The organism is Collimonas fungivorans (genome assembly GCF_028292705.1).
GTDB classification, from domain to species: Bacteria; Pseudomonadota; Gammaproteobacteria; order Burkholderiales; family Burkholderiaceae_D; genus Collimonas; species Collimonas fungivorans_B.
Window position 1 is genome coordinate 1 of sequence record NZ_JAQGLV010000112.1, and the last position, 8171, is coordinate 8171.

Genomic DNA, 8171 nt, shown 5'->3' on the forward strand with positions numbered 1-8171 from the left:
AACAGGCCCAGGCCGAGCCAGCTCAGGCCGGCGGCAGGCACCAGCCCGCTGCCGAAGCCGAGCAATGGCTGGCTGCCCAGCGCCTGCGCCGAGGCGACGCCGTCGCCCAGCGCGCTGAGTTCATGCGCGGCATCGGCGTCAGTTGCAATATATTCGTAATAGGCGCCGTCTTCGGCCACGCCGACCAGCTGCCCGTCCTGGCCCGACTGGCCATAATAATCTTCGATGATCAGCTCGGGATCGTCGTAGCCGCTACCTTCCAGCGATACGTGCAGGTCGTTGCCGACGCGGCGCACGGTAATGTTCTCCGGCGCTGCGCCGGTATCGGTATCGGCCAGGATGAACTTGCCGCCGCGGATAGCCTTGATCTTGGTAACTGAACCTTGTTTTGCCGTGCGCAGGTCCACGCTTTGCGTGATTTCCTTGCCATCGACGACTAGTAATTTGACTGCACTCGCTGCCATGCTTATTCCTTAAAAAATTTTTGGGTACTGCCTGATCTGTACGGCGGTAGCGCTGGTACGCCACAACACGAAAAACGACCGCTTGGGATTGAAGTCTTGCGCGTGTCGGCGGATCCATTGCTGCCCCGGATACACCCCATGCGCAGTAGAGGCAGGCGGCAAAAAATTTTCTTTCACGCGCCGTACTTCGACATAGGGCGGATTTTAGAGAGGCGGACACATGCGGTCTGTAGGCGGGAATGGGTGATGGCAGGAGATAATTCCTGTAAAAATGTAAGACAAATCCTAAGCAAGGAATATTGGCGGAAGCGCGGGCGGCGGCAGACGCTGGCCTGCCTCTATATGTGCGCCGATGCGGCCCCCGCTGCCCCTTGCGGCAACGCTTCCTGCGATGCTGCGGAAGCATCGGGCGCTTGGCTTTGCGGGTATTTACTTTCGCTGTGTTTTGTGCAAAACATTGTTAAATGGATGGCGCCAGCCATTCATTTGCGCAAGCAACGCCACAAAAAAACAACACTCACCCTCATCCAGCCTGCCGGCGACAGCGCTGTTCCGAATGCGGACGGCTGGAAATGCCCTGGCCAGGAAAAATCCCTGCAAACAAAATCGTGACGCATTTCACGATTCCTTACACTTTTCCTTATAAAAGGATAGAAATCGGATTTTTCCTACGCAAGCGCAGGAGCACACCGACAGATCACTACGCGATTGAAATCTACACTTCGCCCGTTAAAAATTTTTTTATCCACTCTCAACGGGGAATCTCATGAACCAATCGTTTCGCGTCATTTTTCAAGCGGCCAGCGGCATTTTCGTCGCTGTGTCTGAATTAACTAAATCAAACGGCAAAACCAAATCCAGCCGCAGCCTGCGCCGCACCGCAGTGGCCGGTGTGTTGGCATTGAGTGCTGCTTCGGCAATGGCTAGTGAAGTGTGTGAATTGCCAACTGGGCAGTCTGGTGTGGTCAATACTGAAGGTATGTGTATTGAAGATATGGCTTCTATTGCTTCTGATATTTCCCCGTTGGTGGCATGGACACCTGTTTACGGTGACGTGACTGGCAGTGGTGCAATCGCAATTGGTAGCGCCTCGAATGCAGTTGGTGTTGACACGGTTGCATTAGGTCGATCTAGCCAGGCTATTGGAAATGGGGCTGTTGCATTAGGTACTACTGCAAACGCAACAGGTACTGGCTCTATTGCTATTGGTGGTGGTGTAAATAATGTCATATGGGGTCCTGTTGCATCTGGAGACTATGCTATTACAATAGGTAGCGGGTCAACCGCCTCTGGTAACAACTCTGTAGCAATAGGTGATCATGCCCAAGCTACTGCCACCAATTCAGTGGCATTGGGAGCCAACTCTGCAACAGGCATCCGCACTAACGTAGTGGCGGTCGGCGCAGCCGGCAGCGAACGCCAGATCGTCAACGTCGCCGACGGCACTGCCGCCACCGACGCGGCCACTTTCGGCCAGCTGACCACCACCAACAACAATGTCACAGCGCTGACTACCCGCGTCGGCACCAACGAAACCAATATCGCCGGCAACACTGCCGATATCACGGCGCTCAACACGCAGTTGTCGACCACCAACACCAATGTCACCAACAACGCCACCAACATCACTACGCTGGAAGGCAAGCTCAACAGCGGCGCGGTCGGCATGGTGCAGCAATCGGCGGCAGGCGCAGACCTGACCGTCGGCGCGGCTAACGATGGTGCAGCGGTGAACTTCGCCGGCACTGCCGGCAACCGTACCCTGAGCGGCGTAGCCGATGGCGTCAATGCCAGCGATGCCGCCACTTTCGGCCAGCTGACCACGACCAATAACAATGTGACGGCGCTGGATGGCCGCGTGACCCAGAACACGACCGATATCAATACCCTGGCCGGCCAGATCGGCAGCGGCACGGTCGGCCTGGTGCAGCAGTCTGCGGCAGGCGCTGACCTGACGGTCGGCTCGACCACCGACGGCGCCGTGGTGAACTTCGCCGGCACCGCCGGCAACCGTACCCTGAGCGGCGTGGCCGATGGCGTGAATGCCAGCGATGCCGCCACTTTCGGCCAGCTGACCACGACCAATAACAATGTGACGGCGCTGGATGGCCGTGTGACCCAGAACACGACCGACATCAACGTCCTGGCCGGCCAGATCGGCAGCGGTACGGTCGGCCTGGTGCAACAGTCTGCGGCAGGCGCTGACCTGACGGTCGGTTCGACCACCGACGGCGCCGTAGTGAACTTTGCCGGCACCGCCGGCAACCGTACCCTGAGCGGCGTGGCCGATGGCGTCAATGCCAACGATGCGGTCAACTTCGGCCAGCTGACTGCCACCAACAACAACGTGACAGCCCTCGACGGCCGCGTCGGCATCGCCGAAACCAACATCACCAGCATCAACACCACGCTGGCCGACCTTGGCGCCGGACTGAACGGCGCCGTGGTCTACAACTCCGACAAATCGGCGGTGAGCCTGGGCGGCGTCAACGGCACCCTGATCAACAACCTCAGCGCAGGCTTGATCGGCGCCGGCAGCATGCAGGCTGTCAACGGCGGCCAGCTGTTCAGCATGAAGGCGGACCTGGATGCGCAGCTGCAAAAGATTGTCGATAACGCCGATGCGGCAATCGGCATCATCGGCGGCAAGCTGGATGACCTCACCGGCGCCGTCGGCGACCAGGGCAAGCAGCTGGACGACCTCGACGGCCGCGTCGGCGACATTGAACAAGGCATTGCCGACGGCACTATCGGCGGCGGCGGCAACGGCGGCGTCAATCCGGCAGGCAATGCGCAAGTCGGCGTCGGCGCTGATGCTTCCGGCAAGAATTCGTCGGCGGTCGGCAGCGGTGCCATCGCTTCCGGCGAGAACAGCACTGCAGTCGGCAGCAAAGCCGAAGCCAGCGGCAAGGACAGCACCGCAGTCGGCGCCAATTCTTCGGCTACCGGCAGCAACTCGGTCGCCATCGGCGCCGGTTCGGTTGCTGACCGCGACAACAGCGTTTCCTTCGGCTCGGCCGGCAACGAGCGCCAGCTGACCAACGTCGCCGACGGCACCGCGCCTACCGATGCCGTCAACAAGCGCCAGCTGGATGGCGCCATCTCCGGCGTCAACGACCGTATCGACCGCCTGGATCAACGGGTGGACGAACTGGGTGCGATGAGCACTGCTTCCGCGCAGATGGCGATGAGCACCGCCGGCCTGGTGGGCAATAACCGCCTTGGCGTCGGCATCGGCGCCATGAACGGCCAGTCGGCCCTGGCGCTGGGTTACCAGCGTGTGTACGGCCAGGGTACCCGTACCCTGAGCGTGGGCGGCGCAGCTTCGACCCGCGGCACCTTGCAGATCGGCGCCGGCGCCGGCTTCTCCTGGTAAGCGCGGCAATGCTCCTTCCCTCGCTTGCGGGGGAAGGATAGTCCTGACAGTTTTACCCTCTCCTTTGGCCCTCTTCCAGTTTCTGGAGAGGGTCTTTTTTTTGCAGAAGCCCTATTCATATAGGCGCCCGTCAAACGGTAATCTCAATGCGCAACGCATCTCCTTTACATGCCTGGAAACGATGTCAACGTTACGGCACTAAACAAATAAAAGATCCGCTTGCTGCGCGCATCCGTCGCGCCGACAAAAAATGTCAGTCATTGACCAATGAGTGGCAATAAATTTTTATTGCCCGCTTTTTGCCCATCCATTGCTCACTCATTGCCCCCTTATTTCCCACTAAATGTCGAAAAAGACCTCAGTAATATTGCTGGTACAACACTTGCTCCTATACAAGTTTTTGCACTGCCGGCGTGGCGCCGTTTATCGAGCCAGCTAAACAAATCGTTTTTGACCAGAACGTCATAACAAAAACAAAGGAATGCACCATGAACAAAGTGCCATATCAGCGTCGGCTGAAATTGGAGCCGAATTTCGGACCGTTACGCAAGCTGTCGACCCAAGTGCTGCCTCTCGCCCTGGCGTTGCTGCTGGCAGCCTGCGGCGGCGGCGGGAGCGACGATCCTGCCGCCCAGGATGCTGCAGCCAAGTCGTCCAAGGCCCTGGCCGCGGCGAGCTCGGCGGCGGAAACCGTGCTCACGCCTGTGAGCGCCAGCGCCAGTTCGTCGGAACGCGGCGACCTGTCTGCTGCTGCGGCCATCGACCACAATGAGAACACACGCTGGGGCAGCGGCTTCTCCGACGATGAATACCTGACGCTGGATTTCGGCACATCGCAGGTCATCAACCGCGTGCACATCGATTGGGAAAACGCGCACGCTCTGCAATACCTGCTGCAGGTCTCCGACGACAACGCCAACTGGACCACGATCAAGACCGTGGACAATAGCGGCGGCGGCTCCGAAGACTGGACCGGGCTCTCGGGCCAGGGCCGCTTCCTGCGCATGAAGGGCATCAAACGCTCGACGCAGTACGGCTATTCGATCCTGGAAATCCAGGCTTTCTCCGGCGCCCCGGTGGCGCCGCCGGTCACTGATCCGGCGCCAGTGCCGGTCGACACCAGCAAGCCGGGCGTGATCATCACGCCGATCGCTGCAACCTCGTCGGCCCTGGAAAACCAGGGCTTGTCGGCAGCCATGGCGATCGACGGCAAAATGACTACGCGCTGGTCCAGCGCCTCCGAGGATGGCGCCTGGATTCAGTTCGACTTCGGCGCCAAGACGCAGGTCGGCTACATGAAGCTGCTTTGGGAAAACTCCTACGGCAAGCAGTACGCGCTGCGCGTGTCGGACGACGGCGTGACCTGGTCGCAGCTGCGCTACGTGAGCAATGGCCAGGGCGGCACCGAGGAATTCTTCAACCTCGGCGTCAATGCCCGTTACATCCGCTTGCAGGGCGTGGCCCGGGCCACGCAGTATGGCTACTCGCTGTTCGAGGTGCAGTTCAAGACGCCGGGCAGCGACAACACGCTGCCCAACAACACCACATCGGCGCTGAAATTCCCCGCCAGCGGCAACGGCTGGGCGCCATTGCCGACGTCGGCCGAGCCGCTGGAAACGCTGCAGTTCACGCTGCCCGACGGCACGCTGGTCACCCGCTTCGGTGCGCGCGGCCTGGCCCGCCACGGCCGCGAGCGCGGCGAGGACTGGAATGAAATCGGTTATGGCCCTAACGATACGGTCGACCCGGCCACCGGCGCACCGGTAGACAAAGGGCCGGGCAATTACCTGACTTTTGTGCCGCAGTATTTCAAGAACCGCACCTGGGGTTTCGAGGTGGTCGACAATAGCCGCGTGGCGGGCGTGACCAAGCCGACGCTGAAAGTCAACCAGTACTTCCAGCAAGACCAGCTGCCTGGCGGCGTGGCCTGGTTCCGCGCCTTTGACCGGCCTGGCGTTACGGGTTACGGCTGGATGAATCCCGGCGAGCTGGTCGACCGCAACCTCACCATCTGCCCCTCCGTGCCCTACCCGCCGAACGGCAAGCTGGCCAACGCCGGCATATACAACAACGGCTGCAGCCTGACTGTCAGCGGCTACCCAGGGCATGGCGCGCTTGGCGCCGACGGCTTCCCGAATGGCGGCAACGTCCCCGGACGGCCGCTGGTGGTGGGCGACATCATCGAAGTTTCGCCGTCGTTCTTCTCGACCAAGGACGCCATGCTGGCCAAAGGCGACGACGGCGGTATCCGCTACTATTCGGCCGAATGGATCTACGTGGTGGGAACCGGCCTGCGGCCTTGGTACGGCGTGCAGCCGCGCCTGAATTCGGTGCCGCTGCCGGCCGAGACCTTGTCGGGCGGGGTGGGTTCGATATCCTACAACTACTCGGACAATGGTTTGTTCATGTTCCAGCAGCCGCAGAACAATGTCGGCATGCAGAACATGCAGCGCTTCGTTGAAGGCCGGCGCCTGGTGCATACCAACTTCACCACCGGCGATCACAACGAACCGGGCAATGACCGCTACGCGCCGGCTGTCGGGCTGCAGGGAGGACGCTTCAACCAGTCTGCCTGTATCGCCTGCCACGTCAACAACGGCCGCAGCATCGCGCCGGGCGGATTGAACCAGCGGCTCGACAGCATGTCGGTGCGGGTGGCGATGATCGATGCCTCGGGGCAGCAGCTGCCGCATCCGCAGTATGGCACCGCGGTCCAGATGAATGGCGTCTCGGCCAGCGGCACTTCGCAGAACTGGGGCAACAGCGTCAGTGTCGGCGGCTTCGAATCCCGTTCGGTGACGCTGGCCGACGGCACCGCAGTCGAACTACGCAAACCGACGCTGGCGTTCGAGGGGCCGGTGCCGGATGCCGTCTCGCTGCGCGCCGCGCAACCGATGATCGGCACCGGCTTGCTGGAAGCCGTACCGGAAGCGGACATCCTGGCGCGCGCCCGGACCACGCCGGATGCAGATGGCGTCAAGGGCTTGCCTAACTTTGTTTTCGATCCTGAATCGGGCGCCGTGCGCGTCGGCCGTTTCGGCTGGAAGGCATCCAAGGCGACGCTGCGCCAGCAGGCCGCTTCCGCGCTGCTGCTGGACATGGCAGTGACCTCGCCGGTCTACCCCAACCGTGCCTGCAATACCGACCCTGCCGGCTGCGCTGCCGCCGGGGCGCAAAAGGGCATCTCGGAATCCGACCTGCAATCGATCTCCAACTATCTGTCGCTGGTGGGCGTGCCGGCCCAGCGCAGCATCGCCAGCGGTTTCCCCAAGGGCGTGGCGCCGCTGGATGAACACCGCGTCGATCCGGCCCAGGTGAGCAGCGGCTCCAAGATCTTCCAGGACATCCGCTGCACGGCCTGCCACGCGACGGAGATGAAGACTGGACCGGGCCATCTGTTTGCCGAATTGCGCAACCAGACGATCCATCCTTATACCGACTTGCTGCTGCATGACATGGGCACAGACCTGGCCGACAAGTTTACCGAAGGCCAGGCCAAAGGCGGCATGTGGCGTACCGCGCCTTTGTGGGGTATCGGCTACACCGACAAGGTCATGGGCAACAGCGCCAAGGTCGGTTACCTGCATGATGGACGCGCCCGCAGCCTGACCGAGGCCATCCTGTGGCATGGCGGCGAAGCGGATCGTTCCCGCCAGCGCTTCCAGGCCCTGTCGGCGACGGACCGTGATGCGCTGCTGGCGTTCCTCAGGTCGCTGTAGTTCGCTTAAGGATTGTTTTGCATGACGCGCCGGCCGCCGAGTAGATAAACTACCCGGCGGCCGTTTTTATTACAGCTATTTTTTTGCTCTGTTATTCAACGGCCTTGCGCACCAGCGCCAGCAGCTGCGCGCGCTCCGCCTCGGTCAGATTCCTGAATGACTCGTCGTTGATGCGGCGGGCAATGGCCAGGCCTTGCTCAAGGACGTTGCGCCCGGTGGGAGTGAGGCTGTGCATCAGGGCGCGGCCCACGCCTTGGCAGCGTTCCACCAGCCCCTTCTCGATCAGGCGCGTGGCCAGCGTGCCAAACGATTGATCGGTTTGAAAAGTCTCTTCCGCCAGCACATGCGCTGACGCACCCAGGTTGTTGTCAATGGCCCGCAAGGCGTCCCATTGGGCGAGGGTGGTGGCGATCTCGTGCAAACCGGTTTCCAGGCGTCGATGATTGAGGTTTTGCAATTGTTTAACCGCGCGACCCAGTTCCAGTACGTTGGTGTTTTTCATGTAAGGATATTTATATAAAGGTCTTGCATTCGGCGATTTACCCGATTAATATAAAGATGCTTATATAAGCATGATGATACTAACATAGGTGATTAAAAATGGAAACGCAT

At 60.7% G+C, this 8171-nt stretch carries 5 protein-coding genes; 3 read left to right on the plus strand and 2 right to left on the minus strand.

Annotated elements, in window-relative coordinates:
* On the minus strand, window positions 1-464 hold a 464-nt coding region (locus tag JWQ61_RS05465), incomplete at its 3' end, for a hypothetical protein (RefSeq protein WP_304359630.1).
* A gap of 246 nt (window positions 465-710) precedes the next feature.
* Here JWQ61_RS05465 and JWQ61_RS05470 point away from each other — a divergent pair.
* From JWQ61_RS05470 to JWQ61_RS05480, 3 genes are all read left to right on the plus strand, one after another.
* The gene (locus tag JWQ61_RS05470; RefSeq protein WP_304359631.1) at window positions 711-1076 is read left to right on the plus strand and encodes a hypothetical protein; all 366 of its coding nucleotides are present in this window, start codon (window positions 711-713) and stop codon (window positions 1074-1076) included.
* Window positions 1077-1230: 154 nt separating this feature from the next.
* Complete coding sequence (locus JWQ61_RS05475) at window positions 1231-3840, plus strand: ESPR-type extended signal peptide-containing protein (RefSeq protein WP_369684882.1); 2610 nt, start codon at window positions 1231-1233, stop codon at window positions 3838-3840.
* Window positions 3841-4328: 488 nt separating this feature from the next.
* Complete coding sequence (locus JWQ61_RS05480; protein ID WP_304359633.1) at window positions 4329-7559, plus strand: di-heme oxidoredictase family protein; 3231 nt, start codon at window positions 4329-4331, stop codon at window positions 7557-7559.
* A gap of 91 nt (window positions 7560-7650) precedes the next feature.
* On the opposite strand, the gene JWQ61_RS05485 is transcribed toward JWQ61_RS05480, so the two are convergent.
* A complete protein-coding gene (locus JWQ61_RS05485) occupies window positions 7651-8061 on the minus strand; it encodes a MarR family winged helix-turn-helix transcriptional regulator (RefSeq protein WP_304359634.1) in 411 nt (136 codons plus the stop codon).
* Between the last annotated feature and the right edge of the window lie 110 nt (window positions 8062-8171).